This window comes from Amycolatopsis alkalitolerans, from assembly GCF_006152065.1.
Lineage (GTDB): Bacteria > Actinomycetota > Actinomycetes > Mycobacteriales > Pseudonocardiaceae > Amycolatopsis_E > Amycolatopsis_E alkalitolerans.
Map to the genome: position 1 here is coordinate 100522 of NZ_VDFW01000022.1, position 16240 is coordinate 116761.

16 protein-coding genes are annotated in these 16240 nt (G+C 71.9%); 2 read left to right on the forward strand and 14 right to left on the reverse strand.

Annotated features, from left to right (window positions below; translation table 11 throughout):
* Positions 1-22: 22 nt before the first annotated feature.
* From whiA to FG385_RS23295, 5 genes are read right to left on the reverse strand one after another with little or no spacing between them, the layout of a single operon-like run.
* Positions 23-1009: a DNA-binding protein WhiA gene (gene whiA, locus FG385_RS23275; RefSeq protein WP_139098896.1), complete on the reverse strand. Its 987-nt coding sequence runs from the start codon at positions 1007-1009 to the stop codon at positions 23-25.
* On the reverse strand, positions 1000-2010 hold the full coding sequence (locus tag FG385_RS23280) for a gluconeogenesis factor YvcK family protein (protein WP_139098897.1): 1011 nt from the start codon (positions 2008-2010) through the stop codon (positions 1000-1002). The genes whiA and FG385_RS23280 overlap by 10 nt, the downstream gene beginning before the upstream one ends.
* On the reverse strand, positions 2007-2894 hold the full coding sequence (gene rapZ / locus FG385_RS23285) for an RNase adapter RapZ (protein ID WP_139098898.1): 888 nt from the start codon (positions 2892-2894) through the stop codon (positions 2007-2009). The genes FG385_RS23280 and rapZ overlap by 4 nt, the downstream gene beginning before the upstream one ends.
* On the reverse strand, positions 2891-4837 hold the full coding sequence (gene uvrC / locus FG385_RS23290; protein ID WP_139098899.1) for an excinuclease ABC subunit UvrC: 1947 nt from the start codon (positions 4835-4837) through the stop codon (positions 2891-2893). Before uvrC ends, rapZ begins: the two co-directional genes overlap by 4 nt.
* Before the next feature lie 9 nt (positions 4838-4846).
* Positions 4847-5536, reverse strand: coding sequence for an HAD family hydrolase (locus tag FG385_RS23295; protein ID WP_139098900.1), 690 nt, complete (start codon positions 5534-5536; stop codon positions 4847-4849).
* Positions 5537-5562: 26 nt separating this feature from the next.
* On the opposite strand from FG385_RS23295, the gene FG385_RS23300 reads away from it, so the two are divergent.
* Positions 5563-6339, forward strand: coding sequence for an exodeoxyribonuclease III (locus FG385_RS23300; RefSeq protein WP_139098901.1), 777 nt, complete (start codon positions 5563-5565; stop codon positions 6337-6339).
* A 14-nt stretch (positions 6340-6353) separates the two neighbouring features.
* Here the strand turns inward: FG385_RS23300 and FG385_RS23305 are convergent, their stop codons facing one another.
* From FG385_RS23305 to fmt, 8 genes are all read right to left on the reverse strand, one after another.
* Positions 6354-7136: an SDR family NAD(P)-dependent oxidoreductase gene (locus FG385_RS23305; RefSeq protein WP_235022747.1), complete on the reverse strand. Its 783-nt coding sequence runs from the start codon at positions 7134-7136 to the stop codon at positions 6354-6356.
* The gene (locus FG385_RS23310; protein ID WP_139098903.1) at positions 7118-7570 is read right to left on the reverse strand and encodes a PH domain-containing protein; all 453 of its coding nucleotides are present in this window, start codon (positions 7568-7570) and stop codon (positions 7118-7120) included. Before FG385_RS23310 ends, FG385_RS23305 begins: the two co-directional genes overlap by 19 nt.
* A gap of 5 nt (positions 7571-7575) precedes the next feature.
* Positions 7576-8082 (reverse strand): 6,7-dimethyl-8-ribityllumazine synthase, encoded by a 507-nt coding sequence (gene ribH / locus FG385_RS23315; protein ID WP_139098904.1) that lies wholly within the window; start codon positions 8080-8082, stop codon positions 7576-7578.
* Between the two features lie 73 nt (positions 8083-8155).
* Positions 8156-9463: a bifunctional 3,4-dihydroxy-2-butanone-4-phosphate synthase/GTP cyclohydrolase II gene (locus FG385_RS23320; protein WP_407645532.1), complete on the reverse strand. Its 1308-nt coding sequence runs from the start codon at positions 9461-9463 to the stop codon at positions 8156-8158.
* Positions 9460-10092 carry a riboflavin synthase gene (locus tag FG385_RS23325; protein ID WP_139098905.1) on the reverse strand — a complete coding sequence of 211 codons (633 nt, stop codon included), beginning with the start codon at positions 10090-10092 and terminating at the stop codon, positions 9460-9462. The genes FG385_RS23320 and FG385_RS23325 overlap by 4 nt, the downstream gene beginning before the upstream one ends.
* Before the next feature lie 14 nt (positions 10093-10106).
* The gene (rpe, locus tag FG385_RS23330) at positions 10107-10790 is read right to left on the reverse strand and encodes a ribulose-phosphate 3-epimerase (protein ID WP_139098906.1); all 684 of its coding nucleotides are present in this window, start codon (positions 10788-10790) and stop codon (positions 10107-10109) included.
* Positions 10791-10985: 195 nt separating this feature from the next.
* Positions 10986-12407 carry an RsmB/NOP family class I SAM-dependent RNA methyltransferase gene (locus tag FG385_RS23335; RefSeq protein ID WP_139098907.1) on the reverse strand — a complete coding sequence of 474 codons (1422 nt, stop codon included), beginning with the start codon at positions 12405-12407 and terminating at the stop codon, positions 10986-10988.
* A complete protein-coding gene (fmt, locus tag FG385_RS23340) occupies positions 12404-13327 on the reverse strand; it encodes a methionyl-tRNA formyltransferase (protein WP_139098908.1) in 924 nt (307 codons plus the stop codon). Before fmt ends, FG385_RS23335 begins: the two co-directional genes overlap by 4 nt.
* Before the next feature lie 122 nt (positions 13328-13449).
* On the opposite strand from fmt, the gene FG385_RS23345 reads away from it, so the two are divergent.
* Positions 13450-14004, forward strand: coding sequence for a hypothetical protein (locus FG385_RS23345; RefSeq protein WP_139098909.1), 555 nt, complete (start codon positions 13450-13452; stop codon positions 14002-14004).
* A 97-nt stretch (positions 14005-14101) separates the two neighbouring features.
* On the opposite strand, the gene FG385_RS23350 is transcribed toward FG385_RS23345, so the two are convergent.
* Positions 14102-16138 (reverse strand): primosomal protein N', encoded by a 2037-nt coding sequence (locus FG385_RS23350; protein ID WP_139098910.1) that lies wholly within the window; start codon positions 16136-16138, stop codon positions 14102-14104.
* Positions 16139-16240: the final 102 nt, after the last annotated feature.

Below are 16240 nucleotides of genomic sequence, written 5' to 3' on the forward strand. Positions count from 1 at the left end.
TCCGTCACCTGACGGGTCCCGGCTACGCCTCTTCTTCCAGCATCTCGGCGGTCACCGCCGACTCGGTGTCCGGAATGCCGACGTCCTTCGCCCGCTTGTCGGCCATGGCCAGCAGGCGGCGGATCCGGCCCGCCACCGCGTCCTTGGTCATCGGCGGATCCGACAGCTGCCCCAACTCCTCCAGGGACGCCTGCCGGTTCGACAGGCGCAGCTTGCCCGCCGCCAGCAGGTGGTCGGGCGCCGTGTCGCCGAGGATCTCCAGCGCGCGCTCGACCCGGGCGGCGGCCGCGACGGCCGCGCGCGCCGAGCGGCGCAGGTTCGCGTCGTCGAAGTTGGCCAGCCGGTTCGCGGTGGCGCGGACCTCGCGGCGCATCCGCCGCTCCTCCCACTGCAGCACGCTCGCGTGCGCGCCGAGCCGGGTCAGCAGGGCGCCGATCGCGTCGCCGTCGCGCACCACGACCCGGTCCGCGCCGCGGACCTCGCGCGACTTCGCCTGGATGCCGAGCCGGCGGGCGGCGCCGACGAGCGCGAGCGCGGCCTCGGGACCCGGGCAGGTGACCTCCAGCGAAGACGAGCGGCCGGGTTCGGTCAGCGAGCCGTGCGCGAGAAAGGCGCCGCGCCAGGCCGCTTCGGCGTCGGCGACACCACCCGAGACGACGGCGGCGGGCAGGCCACGGACCGGGCGGCCGCGGTTGTCGATCAGGCCCGTCTGGCGGGCCAGCCCCTCACCGTCCTTGACCACACGCACCAGGTACCGGGTGGTCTTGCGCAGCCCGCCCGCGGACAGCACGTGCACATCCGAATGGTGCCCGTAGAGCTCGTGGATCTCCTTGCGCAGCCGCCGCGCCACCGACCCGGTGTCGAGCTCGGCCTCCACCACGACCTTGCCGCCCACGATATGCAGTCCTCCCGCGAACCGCAGCATCGACGCGACCTCCGCGCGCCGCGGGCCGGTCTTCGTGATCTGCAACCGGCTGAGCTCGTCCTTCACCGCGGCGGTCATCGCCATGGCCCCTCCCTGCCTTCTCTGCCGTCCCGGTCGCCCCGGCCACCTTCCACCGGGCGGCGACCGAGAGCCTCTCGCACACACGCCGCGAGCGCATCCGGATCGTGCAAACCCGCCACGTTCGGGTCCGCCACGTCCGCGAGCAGTGCCCGCGCCCCCAGCTCCGCCGCCGCGTCCCGCAGGCGCGCCGGGGCCTGGACCGACGCGCGGTCCGCGATCACCACGTCCACCCGCAGCCCGGGAGCGTGTTCGAAGAGTACGTCCAGGTGCCGTTCGGGCGAGAAGCCCGCCGTCTCCCCCGGCTGAGGGACCAGGTTGAGAATCACCACCTTGACCGCCGAAGTCCGGACCAGCGCGTCGTGCAGCCCCGGCACCAGCAGGTGCGGCAGCACGCTGGTGAACCAGGAACCCGGGCCGAGGAACACCACGTCCGCGCCCAGCACGGCGTCCACCGCCTCGGTGCACGCGACGGGCACCCCGCCGGGCCGCTGGGGCGTGCGCAGCTCGATCCGCCGCACCCGCCCCGGCGTGCTGGCGAGCGCGACCTGACCGCGGATCACGCGCGGTTCGCCGTCGTCGGTGAGTCCGGTGACCTCGCCTTCGATCTCCAGGGGTTCCGGGGACATCGGCAGCACCCGGCCGGAAATGCCGAGCAGCCGGCGCGCCTCGTCGAGGGCCATCACCGGGTCACCGAGCACCTCGAACAGCCCGGCCAGCACCAGGTTCCCGACGGCGTGGCCGGTGAGCGCGCCGTTGCCGCCGAAGCGGTGCTGGAAGACCTCCGCCCACAGCGACGCGCCGTTTTCGGCGTCGGCGAGCGTGGCCAGCGCCTGGCGGAGATCACCGGGCGGCAGCAGCCCGAGTTCGCGGCGCAGCCGCCCCGAGGACCCGCCGTCGTCGGCGACCGTGACGACGGCCGTGATGTCCGAAGTGACGCGTCGCAGCGCGGTCAGCGTCGCCTGCAGCCCGTGCCCGCCGCCGAGTGCGACCGCCCGCGGTGTCACTCGCGTCCCAGATCCCGGTGGATCACCTTCACCGCCATTCCATCCTCATTGGACAGCAGCCGCGCCAGCTCCTCGGAAAGCGCCACGCTGCGGTGCTTTCCGCCGGTGCATCCGATGGCGAGGGTCAGGTAGCGCTTGCCCTCGCGCTTGTAGCCGGCACCGACCAGCCGCAGGAGCTGGTGGTAGCGGTCGAGGAACTCCTCGGCCCCTTCCTGGGACAGCACGTAGTTGCGGACCTCCGGGTCGAGCCCGGTGTGATCGCGCAACTCGGGGATCCAGAACGGGTTCGGCAGGAACCGCACGTCCATCACGAGGTCGGCGTCCATCGGCAGGCCGTACTTGTAGCCGAAGGACAGTACCGTGACGCGGGTCTGCGTCGCGGACTCGGTGCCGAACGCGTCCTCGATCTTCGCGCGCAGGTCGTGCACCGACAGCGCCGACGTCTCCAGCACCAGGTCCGCTTCTTCGCGCAGCGGCGCCAGCAGCGCGCGCTCGGCGGTGATGCCGTCCGCGAGCCGCCCGTCGCCCTGCAGCGGATGCCCGCGCCGCACCGACTCGAACCGGCGCACCAGCACTGCGTCGGTCGCTTCCAGGAACAGCACCCGCGGTTTGTACCCGCGCGCGTCCAGGTCCTTGATCACCGATGCCAGGTCGTCGGTGAACGCGCGCGAGCGCACGTCCATCACGACGGCCACCTTCGTCACCGCTCCCCTGGCCTGCACGCCCAGTTCGACCATCGTCGAGATCAGCTCGGGCGGCAGGTTGTCCACCACGAACCAGCCCAGGTCCTCCAGGCATTTCGCGGCGGTGGACCGGCCCGCCCCGGACAGCCCGGTGACGACCGCGACCTCGATCCCCGACGGATGACCGTCGCCTTCTGTCATGACTCCCTCTCCGCTGTGTGTAGCGCCGCGACGACGGCTTCCGCCGTGCGCCTCCCCACCCCTGGCACCTGCGCGACCTCGTCGACACCGGCCTGCCGGAGCTTCTTCACCGAGCCGAAGTGCTTGATCAGCGCGGCACGCCGAGTCTGCCCCAGCCCCGGCACACCGTCCAAAGCGGACGCCTGAACGCGCTTCGACCGCTTCTCGCGGTGGTACCGGATCGCGAACCGGTGCGCCTCGTCCCGCACGCGCTGCAGCAGGTACAGCGACTCGGAGGTGCGCGGCAGGATCACCGGGTCCGGATCCGCCGGCAGCCACACCTCTTCCAGGCGCTTGGCGAGGCCGATCACCGCGATGTCGGTGATGCCCAGCTCCGCGAGCACGTCCGCGGCGGCGGTCGCCTGCGGGCCGGCTCCGTCGACCACCAGCAGGTTCGGCGGGTACGCGAACTTGCGCGGCCGCCCGGTCTCCGGATCGATCCCGGGCGTGCTCTGCGGTTCATCGGACTCGGTCGCCGTGTTCTCCTTGAGGTAGCGGTGAAAACGCCGCCGCACGACCTCCGCGATCGAGGCCACGTCGCCCTCGGTGGCGGCCTCGCGCAGCGCGAAGCGCCGGTACTCGGACTTGCGGGGCACCCCGTCTTCGAAGACCACGAGCGACGCGACCACGTCACTGCCCTGGATGTGGCTGATGTCGATGCACTCGATGCGCAGGGGCGCGCTGTCGAGACCCAGCTGTTCCTGCAGTTCGGCGAGCGCGGCCGAGCGGGCCGTCAGATCGCCAGCCCGGCGCAGTTTGTGTTGCTGGAAGGCCTCTTCCGCGTTGCGTTGCACGGTCTCGGCGAGGGCCCGCTTGTCCCCGCGCTGGGGCACCCGCAGGTGCACGCGCGAGCCGCGCAGGCCCGACAGCCACTCGGTGAGCGCTTCGGCGTCGGCGGGCAGTTCCGGCACGAGGACCTCGCGCGGCACCGGGGACCCGTTGTCCGCGGTCTGCTCGGCGAGTTCGACCTGCTCGCCGTAGAACTGGCTGAGGAACTGGTCGACGAGGTCCCGGACGCCCATCTCCTCGACCTTGTCGATCACCCAGCCGCGCTGACCGCGCACCCGCCCGCCACGCACGTGGAAGACCTGGACGGCGGCTTCCAGTTCGTCGTGCGCGAACGCGACGACGTCCGCGTCGGTGCCGTCGCCGAGCACGACCGCCTGCTTCTCCATCGCGCGGCGCAGCGCGCCCAGGTCGTCACGGAGGCGGGCGGCGCGCTCGAACTCCAACTGGTCGGAGGCCCCGGCCATCTCCTTTTCGAGCCGGCGCACCATGACATCCGTGCGCCCGGCGAGAAAGTCGCAGAAGTCCTCGACGATCGCGCGGTGCTGCTCGGCGGTCACCTTGCCCACGCACGGCGCCGAGCACTTGTCGATGTAGCCGAGCAGGCAGGGCCGCCCGATCTGGGTGTGCCGCCGGAACACGCCGGCGGAACACGTGCGGGCCGGGAACACGCGCAGCAGCAGGTCGAGCGTCTCGCGGATCGCCCACGCGTGCGCATACGGGCCGAAATACCGCACGCCCTTCTTGCGCGGGCCGCGGTAGACGTGCAGGCGCGGGAACTCCTCGTTCATCGTCACCGCGAGCACCGGGTACGTCTTGTCGTCGCGGTAGCGGACGTTGAAGCGGGGGTCGAACTCCTTGATCCAGTTGTATTCCAGCTGGAGCGCCTCGACCTCGGTGCCGACGACCGTCCATTCGACGCTCGCGGCGGTGGTCACCATCTGGCGGGTGCGCGGGTGCAGCCCCGCGAGATCGGCGAAGTAGGAGCTCAGCCGGCTGCGCAGGCTCTTGGCCTTGCCGACGTAGATGACCCGCCTGGTCGCGTCACGGAACTTGTACACGCCGGGCTGGTCGGGAATGCTCCCCGGCGCGGGACGGTAGGTCGACGGGTCAGCCACCCTCCAAGCCTATGGCTCCGGTGTGACAGTTCCGCGCACCCCTCCCAGCAGGCCCTCGATCACCTCGTCCAGCCCGTGCGCGACCACCTGCGGGCGCGCCATGACCGGCGACAACCCGCCTTCCAGGCGCGTCGCCAGACCGGCGATCAGGCCCGCGCGCACCGCGCCGTGCGTGTCCCACGAGTGCACCGCGACGAGCGCGGTCGCCTCGGGCCGCGATCCGGTCCGCTCGCACGCCCAGTGGTAGACGCGGGCGGGCGGTTTGAACGAGTGGATCTCCTCGGCCGAGAGCACGCCGGAGAACCGGCCCCGCACGCCGGCCTTGGTGAGCGCCGATTCGACGGCCTGCGCCGAACCGTGCGTGAAGGCGTAGAAGGGGATCCCGGCCGCCTCGAGCCGTTCGAAGGCGGGCAGCGCGTCGGGCTGCAGCGGCAGTTCGCCGAACCCGGCGAGGATGTGGGCGATCTGCTCGTCGCCGAGACCGCAGGTGGACACCAGTTCGGCGCGGGCAAGCTCGCGGAACGGCGGCGCCTCACCGGCGAGCGTGGCGGCCATACCGTCGCGGAGGGTCCGGGCGAAGAACAGGTCCAGCTCGTGCGGCGGTCGGCCGGCCTCGACGAACCGCTCCCGCATCGCGTCGAGCCGCAGCAGCGTCTCGAACACGTCGAACAGCACGACCTCGGGCACCGGAACGACCATGAAGGCCAGTGTGCCATTCTCGGGCCATGCGCATCGCCACCTGGAACGTCAACTCGATCGTGGCCCGGCTCCCCCGGGTGCTGGCCTGGCTGGAGTCCGCGAAACCGGACGTGGTGTGCCTGCAGGAACTCAAATGCACCACCGACGCGTTCCCGCCCGAGGTGGCCGGACTGGGCTACGAGGTCGCCGCGTACGGGCTCGGCCGGTGGAACGGCGTCGCGATCCTGTCCCGCGCCGGGCTGGAGGACGTGCGGCGCGGGCTGATCGACGAGCCCGCGTACGAGAACGAGACCGAGCCGCGCGCGATCGGCGCGACCTGCGGCGGCGTCCGGGTGTGGTCGGTGTATGTGCCCAACGGCCGCGAACCCGGCCACTCGCACTACGAGTACAAGCTCCGCTGGCTCGAGGCGCTGCACACCACCGTGACCGCGGAGTCCACAGCGGACCGGCCGTTCGCGGTGCTGGGCGATTTCAACATCGCGCCCGCCGACGACGACGTGTGGGACATCAGCCTGTTCACCGAGTCCACGCATGTCACCGAACCGGAACGCAAAGCGCTGGAAGCGTTGCGGGGAGCGGGTCTGCGCGACATCGTGCCGCGGGCGCTGAAGTACGACCGGCCCTATACGTACTGGGACTACCGGCAGCTGGCCTTCCCGAACAACCACGGCATGCGGATCGACCTGGTGTACGGCAACGGCGATTTCGCCGCCGCGGTCGGCGACGCGTACGTCGACCGCGAAGCCCGCAAAGGCAAGAGCCCGTCGGACCACGCCCCCGTCGTCGTCGACCTCACCCCCTGATCTCGGCGGGTGGGTCAGAAGATGTGCAGGCCGCCGTCGACGTTGTAGGTGGCGCCGGTGACGAAGCCGGAATCCTCGCTCAGCAGGAAGTCGATGAGCGCGGCGACGTCGGCGGGCGTGCCGACGCGGCCGACCGGCAGATCGCGGACGAGTTCGCGCTTGCGCTCCTCGCTCAGCGTCCCGCCCATGATGTCGGTGTCGATCGGCCCGGGTGAGACCGCGTTCACCGTCACGCCATGCTCGCCGATCTCGCGCGCCAGCGCGCGCGTGAAGCCCAGCACGGCCGCCTTCGCCGCGGAGTAGGACACCCGACTGTACGTGCCGCCGCCGCGCTGCGCCGAGACCGACGAAACGCTCACCACGCGCCCGATTCCGTTCGCGACCATCGTCCGCGTGACCCGCTGCGTGAGCACGAAAAGGCCCCTGATGTTGATCGAGAACACCCTGTCCCACTCGGGCAGGCCGAGCTCGAAGAACGGCACCGGGGATGCGACGCCCGCGATGTTGGCCAACCCGACGACCTGCGGCAGCTCCGCCTCCACCCGGTCGACCGCCGCCTCGATCTCGTCGGGCCGCGAGACGTCGGCGCCCACGCCGATCGCTTGCACCCCATGGGTTTCCGCCAGCGAACGCGCGACTTCGGCCGCTCCGCCCGCATCGACGTCCAGCACCGCGATATGCCAGCCCGCCGCGGCGAGCCGTTCGGCGGTGACCCGGCCGATCCCCCTTGGCGACGCGCCGCCGGTGACGATCACGGTGCGCTCCGCGGGAAAGCCCGTCACGGCTGCTCGGCCCACGCCTGCTTGTGCAGCCGCCGCAACGCGCGGACGGCCTCGACCGCACGATCCCGGTCCACCGCCTGGATCGCGAGCATCCCGCAGTACTCGTCCTCGGGCAGTTCCAGCCGCGCGAACGAAGCCCCGTCGGGGAAACTGACCGACACCACCTCGAGCCAGGTGTACCGGCGGTTCAGGAAGATCACGTTGCGGACCTCGATGCCCTCGGCATCGGCACGCACCCGCGCGGTCGCGAACAGCAGCGAACCGCATGCCAGCAGGACCCCGATGCCGACCATCGCGATCTGGTCGGACACCTCGAAGATCGCGCCCGTCTTGGACTGGCGCAGCAGCACCGCCACGATCACGAACGCCACCAGGAGGAACACCGCCAGCACGGTCGAAACCCACGTGGCCCGGAACGGCCGGATGACGACGACATCTTCCCCGGTCATTGTGCTCACGCGAACCCTCGCTCCGTCCACGGCTGCCGTAGCGACCGCAACACCCGCGCGGTGTCCAGCGCGGCTTGCGTCGCCTCACGGCCCTTGTCCTCGGCCGAGCCCGGTAGCCCGGCCCGGTCCAGCGCCTGCTGCTCGGTGTCGCAGGTGAGCACCCCGTTGCCGATCGGCGTGCCCTCGTCGAGCGCGACCCTGGTCAGCCCGGCGGTCACCGCGTCGCAGACGTACTCGAAATGGGGTGTGCCGCCCCGGATCACCACGCCCAGCGCCACCACCGCGTCGTGCTGGCGCGCCAGCGCCTGCGCGACCACGGGCAGCTCCACGGCCCCGGCGACGCGCACGACGGTCGGCTCCTCCTTGAGCTTCGCCTCACCGGCCGTGGCGATGGCACGCTCCAGCAGGCTATCGGTGATCTTCGCGTGCCAGCGGGTGGCGACGATCGCCAGCTTGAGGTCCTCGCAGTCGCTCAGATCCAGCTCGACGTCCGGCCTGCCCTCACCACTCACGCCCTCACCTCGCTGCGCTCGGTGAGACCGCGAGCGGGCCACGCTGTGTTGAATGGTTCGCTCGCAAGCTCGCTCACTGCCCCGGGCCCCCGTTCCCGTTCGGCGTCTCCGCCCCGACCTGGCCGAACTCTTCCAGGTTCGCGAGCTCATGCCCCATCCGGTCGCGTTTGGTGCGCAGGTACCGCACGTTCTCCGGGTTCGGCGAGATCGGCAGCGGCACCCGGCCGGTGACCTGCAGCCCGTAGCCCTCCAGCCCGACCCGCTTCGCCGGGTTGTTCGTCAGCAGCCGCATCGAGCGCACACCCAGGTCGCACAGGATCTGCGCGCCCGTGCCGTAGTCCCGCGCGTCGGCCGGCACGCCCAGCGCGAGGTTCGCGTCGACGGTGTCGGCGCCCAGATCCTGCAGCTGATACGCCTGCAGCTTGTGCAGCAGGCCGATGCCCCGGCCCTCGTGCCCGCGGATGTAGAGCACGATGCCGCGGCCCTCGTCTGCCACCGCCCGCAGCGCGGCCTCCAGCTGCGGCCCACAGTCACAGCGCAGCGAGCCGAACACGTCACCGGTCAGGCATTCCGAGTGCACCCGGACGAGAATGTCCTGCCCGTCCCCGATCTCGCCGTAGACGAAGGCGATGTGCTCGATCCCGTCGAGCAGGCTGTCGTACCCGACGGCGCGGAACGTCCCGGCCGCCAGCGGGATCCGCGCCTCGGCGACCCGCTCGACCTGCTTCTCGTGGCGGCGCCGGTAGGCGATGAGGTCCGCGATCGTGATGACCTGCAGATCGTGGTCGGCCGCGAACACCTCGAGCTCGTCGCGGCGCGCCATGTCCCCTTCGTCCTTCTGGGAGACGATCTCGCACAGCACCCCCGCCGGATGCAGGCCCGCGAGCCGCGCCAGGTCCACCGAGGCCTCGGTGTGCCCGGGCCGCCGCAGCACGCCGCCCTCCTTGGCGCGCAGGGGAACCACGTGACCGGGACGGCGGAAGTCGCTCGCCTGCGACTTGGGGTCGGCCAGCAGGCGGATCGTATGCGACCGGTCCGCCGCGGAGATGCCGGTGCTGATCCCCTCCGCGGCGTCCACGGTCACCGTGTACGCGGTGCCGCGCACGTCCTGGTTCGTGTGGTACATCGGCGGCAGGTCGAGGCGGTTGCAGTCCTCGTCCGTGAGCGACACGCACACGTAGCCCGAGGTGTAGCGCACCATGAAGGCCAGCAGCTCCGGCGTCGCCTTCTCGGCGGCGAAGATCAGGTCGCCCTCGTTCTCGCGGTCCTCGTCGTCGACCACGACGACCGGCCGCCCCGCGGCGACGTCCGCGATCGCCCGCTCGATGCCCGCGGCGTCGACCGGCACGCCCTCACCACACGGTGTCCCTGCGCTACTCACGCGTCCTCCTCAGGCGGCGTCGCTCCATTGTGCGCCGTCGAACCGGCCAGGTGCGCCGTGGCCAGCTTCTCGACGTACTTCGCGACTACGTCCACTTCGAGGTTGACCAGGTCACCGGGTTCGGTCCGGCCCAGCGTCGTCAACTCCAGTGTGGTCGGAATCAAGGCCACCGTGAACTCGTCATTCGTCACACTCGCGACGGTCAGCGAGATCCCGTCCACCGCGATCGAGCCCTTCTCCACCACATACCGGGCCAGGTGCGGGGGCAGCGCGAACTTCGTGAGCCCGTCCGGGTCGCGCGAGAGGAACACGCCCGTGCCGTCCACATGGCCCTGCATGATGTGCCCGCCGAGGCGCGCGCCGGCAGCGGTGGCACGCTCGAGGTTCACGCGGTCACCCGGGGCGATCTTCGCCAGGCGCGAGCGCCGCAGCGTCTCGTGCACCACGTCCACGGTGAACTCCTCGCCGGAGACCTCCACGACGGTCAGGCAGACCCCGCTCACCGCGATCGAGTCGCCGTGCTTCGCGTCGGAGTTGACCACCGGCCCGCGCACGGTGAGCCGGGCCGCGTTGGGCCGCTGTTCCACCGCGGTGATCTCGCCGAGTTCCTCGACAATGCCGGTGAACACTGGCTCCTCCTGGTTCAGCGCTGGGCGTGGACGGCGAGGTCGCGCAGCGCGGCGACGGCCTTGCCCGGGTCTTCGGCGCCGTAGACGGCGGAGCCCGCGACGAAGCAGTCCACACCCGCCTCGGCGGCCTGCTCGATGGTGTCGGCGTTGATCCCGCCGTCGATCTCCACCAGCACGTTCAGGTGCCCGGTCTCGACCAGCCGCCGCGCGGCGCGGACCTTGTCGAGCACCTCGGCGATGAACGACTGGCCGCCGAAACCCGGTTCGACGGACATCACCAGCAGCGTGTCGTAGTGCTTCAGCGTGTCGAGGTGGTCTTCGAGCGGGGTGCCCGGTTTGACCGACAGCCCGGCCTTCGCGCCGGCGGCACGCAGGTCCTTCGCGATCTTCACCGGATCCGTGGCGGCCTCGGCGTGCACCGTGACGTTGTACGCACCGGCCTCGGCGTACCCGATCGCCCAGCGGTCCGGGTCGTCGATCATGAGGTGGCAGTCCAGCGGCAGGTCGGTGGCCTTGAGCAGCGACTGCACGACCGGCAGGCCCAGAGTCAGGTTGGGCACGAAATGAGCGTCCATCACGTCGACGTGCACCCAGTCGGCACGCGTGTCCCCGTCGCCGGCGACGGCTTGGATCTCGTCGCCGAGGCGGGCGAAGTCGGCGGAGAGGATGCTCGGCGCGATGAGCGGTCGATGGGCCATGATTACGCAGTGTAGAGCGTCAATCCGGTGGCGCTTCGAGTGCGGTCGACCACGGTTCCGCCGGCTGGGATACGTCCACGCCGGCCGAGGTCAGTGCTTCGAGATGACCTTGCCACGCCGGATGGGCTGGGTCTGGTAGCGCGCGGAACGGGCCGAACCCGCCGCCGCACGGGGCTGGCGTCAGGCCGAGCACCCTCACCGGCGCCGCAGCATCGCGCAGAACATGGCGTCGGTGCCATGCCGGTGCGGCCACAGCTGCACATACGGCCCGTCGTCGAGCAGGGGCACGTCCGGGAAGAACTCGCGCGCGTCGAGGATCTCGGCCTTGGTGCGGCGCGCCGCGTCGCCGACAACGCTCTCCGTCTCGGCCAGATGCGGCGAGCACACGACGTACGCCACGACACCGCCGGGCCGAACGAGTTCGAGCGCGGACGCGAGCAGCTGGCTCTGCAGCTTCGTCAGGTCCGCGACGTCGGACGGCCGGCGCCGCCAGCGGGACTCCGGGCGCCTGCGCAGCGAACCGAGACCGCTGCACGGGGCGTCCACGAGTACGCGGTCGAAGCCAGGTTCGAGCCCGGGCTCACGCCCGTCGGCGACGTGCACGCTCACCGGCAGGCCTTCGGTGGCATTCTCGACCAGTTTGGCGCGGTGCGGCGCCGGCTCGACGGCGTCCACCCGGGCATCGGAGATCGCCGCGAGCGCACCGAGCAGCGCGGCCTTGCCGCCCGGGCCCGCGCAGAGATCGAGCCAGCGCTCGTCGGTGCCTTCGAGCGGGACCCGCGTGAGGGCGACGGCACACAGCTGGCTGCCCTCGTCCTGGACCGCAGCGAGCTTGTCGCGGACCGGTTCCAGATCGCCGGGGTCGCCGCTGCCGGCGGGCAGGTGGACCCCGTACGGCGAGTACGGCGCGACCTCGCCGCCGGTGATCGCGGCGAGCTCGTCGGCGCTGATCTCGCCGGGCCGCGCCACCAGGTGCACCTCGGGGCGCCTGTCGTCGGCCTCGAGCGCCGCTTTCAGCTCGGTTCCCTTGTCCCCCAGTGCTTCCGCGAAGGAGCGGGCGATCCAGCGTGGATGCGCGGTGCGCAGCGCGAGGTTGCCGATCGGGTCGGTATCCGGATCGGGGGCGAGCTCGTCGAGCCAGGCCGCTTCGTCCTTTTCGGACACCTTGCGCAGCACCGCGTTGACGAATCCGGCGACATGGGAACCGCCTTCGAGGCGCGCCATGTTCACCATCGCGTCGACGGCGGCGTGTTCCGGGATGCGGGTGCGCAGCAGCTGGTAGGCACCCAGCCGCAGGCAGTCCAGCACCACACCGTCCACTTGGGACAGCGGCCGGTCGAGGCAGGCGGCGATGACCTCGTCGAGCAGCCCCTGCGCGCGGCTGGCGCCGTAGGCCAGTTCGGTGGCCAGCGCCGCGTCGCGGCCGGTGAGCCTGCGCTGGCGGAGCATCTCCGGCAGCACCAGGTTCGCGTACGCGTCACGCTCGCGGACCGCGCGCAGCACCTCCAAGGCGGCGCGGCGGGCCGGATCCTCGTGCGGCGGCGGGCGCCGCGGACCCTGTTTGCGCGGGGCGGGCCGTCCGCGCTGCGGCCGCGACGGGCGACGTGGGGTGCTCATGACAGGCGCTCTCCTAGTTCGATCCTCGTTCCGCGCGCCCAGTCGGTGGCCGCCATCCGTTTCTTGCCCTGCGCCTGCACTTCACCGAGTTCGACGGCCTGCGTCGCGGTCCCGGCGAGCACCCGCTTGCGTGCCACGCGCAGCTGCCCCGGCGCGAGCCCGGTCTCCTCGGTGATCATCACCGGGCCGAGTTTGCACCGCTCGCCACGGAACAGCGTCCACGCGCCCGGATCCGGCGTCACGGACCGGATATGACGGTCGAGGGCGGCTGCCGGGTCGGCGAAGGAGACCCGCGCGTCCGCGACGGTGACCTTGGGCGCGTAGGTGACGCCGTCACCGGGCTGCGGGACCGCCTGGAGCGTGCCGTCCTCGATCCCGTCCATTGTAGACAGCAGCAGCCGGGCGCCGGAGAGGGAGAGGCGTTCCAGCAGGGCCCCGGCAGTGTCGGTCGCGCCGACCGGCTCGGTCACCACGCCGAAGACGGGCCCGGCGTCGAGTTCTTTGACGATCCGGAAGGTGGACGCGCCGGTGATCTCGTCGCCCGCGCGGATCGCGGCCTGCACGGGTGCGGCGCCGCGCCAGGCGGGCAGCAGCGAAAAGTGGAGGTTGACCCAGCCCTGCGGCGGGATGTCGAGGGTGCGCTGTGGCAGCAGCGCGCCGTACGCGACGACCGGGCAGGCGTCGGGGGCGAGCTCGCGGAGGCGGTCGAGGAACTCGGGCGCACCGGCCTTCTCCGGGGTGAGCACCTCGATCCCGTGCTCGTCGGCGAGCGCGCCGACGGGTGAGCGCAGCAGCTTCCGGCCGCGGCCGGCGGGCGCGTCCGGTCGCGTCACCACGGCGACGACGTCATGGCGCGAGCCGAGCAGGGCACGCAGGGAGGGCACGGCCGGCTCCGGCGTGCCGGCGAACACGAGGCGCATCAGCCCACCTGGGCTTCGAACTGGGAGAACATCGCCGACCAGTCTATGGGGCGCCTTCGCGCGACCTCCCGACGCCCGGGCGAGTTCTGCGGTCGTTGTCGTTTTTACAGTACATTTTCTCGGTGCCGGTTTCCGCCTATGTCGACGAGTCCTATGACCTCACCGAGGGGTACTACCTGCTGTGCGCGACTCTCGTGGACGGCAGTCTCGCGGAACGGATCCGCGAATGGACCCGCAGTCTGGCGATCGGTTCCGGCAAGATCCACTGGCACAGTGAAGGCGCGGACCGCCGCCGGATACTCGCCAAGGCCGTTGCGGCAATGGACGTGACCCACGTCGTCGTCATCGGACGGCCGGCACGCCGAGAAGAGCGGGCGCGGCGAAAATGCCTGGAAGTGTTGCTTCACGAGCTCGACCGAACTGGAGTCTCAACCGCGTCGCTGGAGTCGCGGCAGCGAGGCAAGGACAAGCTGGACCATGCGCTGGTGGGTGCTTGCCGCTACAAGCGGCTGATCAGCCATCGGCTCCAGGTCCAGTTCATACCCGGCGCCGCCGAACCGTTGCTGTGGCTGCCCGACATCGTGGCCGGGGCCCTGCACATGGCCGAGAATGGTTACCACGACCACGCAAAGCAGATCGCTGAGAAGATCCATAGGTTTGAGACGGACCTGTCCTGAAACGCAGAGGCCGGGGTCCCGTCATCCGGCGGGCACACCCGGCGTACTTCCGCGCATCTCAATGCGCGACCAATGACAGGCTATCACGCTGCCACCGCTAGATCAGCTCCAGCGGGTCGAGCTGGATGCGCACCGGGTCGGGCTCCTTGCGCGCCACCCGCTGCGCCTGCGCGGCGGCAAGGGCGGCGGCGAGCGCGCGGCTGTCCGAACGCGGCACCCGCACCAGCGCGCGTTCGCGGCTTTCGTCGGCGAGCGGGACCGGGCCGAGGACCTCGCCCGACGGGGGCAGCGCAAGCTCGGCGAGCAACGCGGCGACCGCGTCCGGGGTGCCTTCCACGCTCGCCATCCGGACCGCGGGCGGGAAGCCCAGCTCGCGCCGTTCGGCCAGTTCACGTTCCGCGTGCCAGGCCGGGTCCCACCGCACCAGCGCCTGCACGGGGGTCAGCGCGGCCTCGGCGCCGACGACGATCCGCCCGCCGGCCGAGGCGGGCCGCACGAGCGCGGCGGCCGCCATCCACCGGCGAAGCGTCTCCTCCGCGGCACGCAGGTCCTGCCGGCCGAGCAGCGCCCAGCCGTCCAGCAACAGCGCGGCGCCGTAACCCGCCTCGGCGACGGGCTCGGCTCCCGGCGTGCACACCACCAGCGCGGGCTTCGCGGGCACGCTCGCCAGCACCTCCTGCGCCCCGGACGTGCGCACCGGGAAGCCGGGGAACGCCCGCCCCAGCTCCTCCGCCGTGCGTTTCGAGCCGACCACGACCGCCCGCAGCCGCGCCGATCCGCAACTGGGGCACCGGAAATTGCCCTCCGGGACACCGCACCACCGGCAGCTCGGCGGATGTCCCTCGCTCAGTGCCAGCGGCCCCGCGCACCGCCGGCAGTGCGCGGGCGCCCGGCACCGCGCGCACGCCAGCGCGGGAACGTATCCCCGCCGCGGGACCTGGACGAGCACCGGTGCCTCGGCGGCGAGTGCCTGCCGGGCGGCCTCGAAGGCGACCGCGGGCAGCCGAGCCACCCGCGCCGCTTCGTCGCGGGCGACGTCGAAATCCTCGCCGACCGGCGTGACGCGTGGCGCCGCCGTCCGCAGCTGTTCGCGGGAGGGCACCACCGCATGCGCCCAGCCCGACTCGACGAGCAACTGCGCCTCGGCGGTCCGCGCGAACCCGGCGACCACGAGCGAGGCCTTGTCCGCGTGCGCCCGCAGCGTCAGCACATCCCGCACCTGCGGATACGGCATGTGCGGGTCGGCGTGCAGATCGTCGCCGTCGTCCCAGACCACGAACAGGCCCGGATCGGCCACCGGCGCGAACATCGTCGCGCGCGTGCCGACCGCGATCGGCACCGAGCCCCGCGACACGGCGAGCCAGCGCCGGTACCGCTCGGCTGGCCCGAGATCGGCCGACAGCGCCACCACGGCTTCGTCTCCGGCCACCGCGACGCAGGCCGCGTGCAGGCGCGCCAGGTCACGCTGATCGGGCACGACGAGCACCGCGCCCCGGCCCGCGGAAGCCACGACCGCGGCCGCCTCCGCGAGCCGCGCCGGCCAGTCCTCCCCCGGCAGCGCCTGCCAGACGGCATGCGCCTGCCGGTTCCCGCGCAGCGCGTCGAGGAACGCCTCACCTCGCTGGTATCGCGACCACCCCTCGCCCGCCGGTGCCGCGGGCACCGAAGCCCGCGGCCGGGCGGGCTCGGCTTCGGCTTTCGCGTGCCGTGGCGGTATCGCCAGCCGCAGCACGTCGATCATGGTGCCGCCGTAGCGCTCGGCGACCGTGCGCGCGAGCGCCGCGAGCCGTGCGCTCAGCACCGGCTCGCCGGAGGTGACGCGCTCCAGGAACGCCAGCCGCCCGGTGTGCTCGGTGGTCGCGGCACGTTCGAGCAGGAACCCGTCGACCAGCTGCCCGGCGAACCGGACGCGGACCCGGCAGCCGGGGACGGCCTCGGCGTCGGACTTCGCGGGCACCTGGTAGTCGAACGTGCGGTCCAGGTGCGCGAGCGGCACGTCCACGACGATCCGCGCGATCGGACCGGTCGCGGCCGGCTCCGGCCGGCCCTTGCGCGCGGCCTTCGGTGTGCCCTCGGCGGGTTTCTTCGCGCGCGGAAGATCCCAGAGGGCGGCGGTGTCGGCCCGCTCAGGCACCGGCGGCGCTGCGCAGCGCGTCGGCGCGGTCGGTGTTTTCCCAGGGGAGGGCGAGTTCGGGGCGGCCGAAGTGGCCGTAGGCGGAGGTCTGGGCGTAGATCG

Coding starts and splice junctions, on each gene's coding strand:
- whiA (WP_139098896.1), bottom strand. CDS start 1,009: ATGGCGATGACCGCCGCGGTGAAGGACGAGCTCAGCCGGTTGCAGATC.
- rapZ (WP_139098898.1), bottom strand. CDS start 2,894: ATGACAGAAGGCGACGGTCATCCGTCGGGGATCGAGGTCGCGGTCGTC.
- FG385_RS23295 (WP_139098900.1), bottom strand. CDS start 5,536: ATGGTCGTTCCGGTGCCCGAGGTCGTGCTGTTCGACGTGTTCGAGACG.
- FG385_RS23300 (WP_139098901.1), top strand. CDS start 5,563: ATGCGCATCGCCACCTGGAACGTCAACTCGATCGTGGCCCGGCTCCCC.
- FG385_RS23310 (WP_139098903.1), bottom strand. CDS start 7,570: ATGACCGGGGAAGATGTCGTCGTCATCCGGCCGTTCCGGGCCACGTGG.
- rpe (WP_139098906.1), bottom strand. CDS start 10,790: ATGGCCCATCGACCGCTCATCGCGCCGAGCATCCTCTCCGCCGACTTC.
- FG385_RS23335 (WP_139098907.1), bottom strand. CDS start 12,407: ATGAGCACCCCACGTCGCCCGTCGCGGCCGCAGCGCGGACGGCCCGCC.
- fmt (WP_139098908.1), bottom strand. CDS start 13,327: ATGCGCCTCGTGTTCGCCGGCACGCCGGAGCCGGCCGTGCCCTCCCTG.